The organism is Streptomyces sp. NRRL WC-3742 (assembly GCF_000720635.1).
Lineage (GTDB): Bacteria > Actinomycetota > Actinomycetes > Streptomycetales > Streptomycetaceae > Kitasatospora.
Genome location: NZ_JOCF01000165.1, coordinates 1 through 1,122, shown reverse-complemented (window position 1 = coordinate 1,122; position 1,122 = coordinate 1). Strand labels below are relative to the sequence as shown.

At 65.6% G+C, this 1,122-nt stretch carries 1 pseudogene; it reads right to left on the bottom strand.

Annotated elements, in window-relative coordinates:
• A pseudogene (locus IH61_RS0139835) lies at positions 1-1,122 on the bottom strand (exo-beta-D-glucosaminidase); the annotation flags it as partial.

The following is a 1,122-nucleotide window of genomic DNA, read 5'->3' as shown; positions in this document are numbered from 1 at the left end:
GTACTGGATGTGGAGCGGCTCGTTGGCCTTCTGGGCTCCGAAGTAGGCGCCGCCCTGGTCGCCGTAGCGGTCGAAGAGCTGCCAGTGCAGGGAGGTCCACGGGTTGTTGAGCAGGAAGTAGATGTGGCCGGTGGACGGGTTTTCGTCGTCGGTGAAGTTGCGGCCGTACGCCTCGAACTCGGCCCGCACCGCCTCGTACTGGGCGAGCTGGGCCTTGCGGACGTAGTCGGCGAGGTCGTCGGGCTTGCCGTAGCGCTGCTTCATCGCCTCGTTGAAGTCCTTCAGAGTCGCGAAGGACGTGTTCGGCGCCCGGTGGTAGAGGACCGCCTCGGGGTTGGTCCACATGGTCTTGAGTTCGTCGTCCGTCATCATCCGCTTGAGGGTGTCCATGGTGGGGATGCTCGGGCCGGCGCTCGTCTCGGAGTTGAAGCCCTCGGCGCCTCCGGCCTCCTTGCGGTACCAGTAGTTGGGCGGCACCCACTCGTAGGGGCCGGTCATCTTCATGCCGCTCTCGTAGCCGGCGACGTCCTTCCCGTTCTGGTTCCCGTTGATGTCGCTGACGACCGGAAGCGTCCAGTCCGCCGCCTCCAGGGCCTTCTTGTAGTCGGCCGCCGACCCCGGCGACGGGGCGAGGTCACTGCCGATGAGGAACGAGATCACGCTGGGGTTGTTGCGCAGCCGGGCCGCGACGGCGGCCATGGAGTCGTGGTTGATCTTGTGCTCGGCCTCGGTGAAGGGGTTGGGGATTCCTCCCGAGTCGTTCATGTCCTGCCACCTGTTGCAGCACTCCCAGCCCGGCAGCAGGAGCATGCCCGCCCTGTCGGCCATGTCGTAGAACTCGTCCGGCTCCAGGTGGCCTTCCAACCGGATCGCGTTGATGCCCATGTTGAGGGCGTAGTCGAACCGGGAGGACACCTCCTTCGCGTTCCAGCGCCAGAGCAGGTCGGTCGAGTCGTTGCCACCCCGGATGTGGATCGGGTGGCCGTTGATGATGTACTCGCGCGCGCCGTTCTCGTTCAACGGGGCCTTGACGTCCCGGATGCCGAAGCTCTTGTGTGCGGTGTCGGTGAGGGTGCCGTCGGTTTTGGCGGTGAGTTGGAGGTCGTAGAGGGCTTGGTCGCC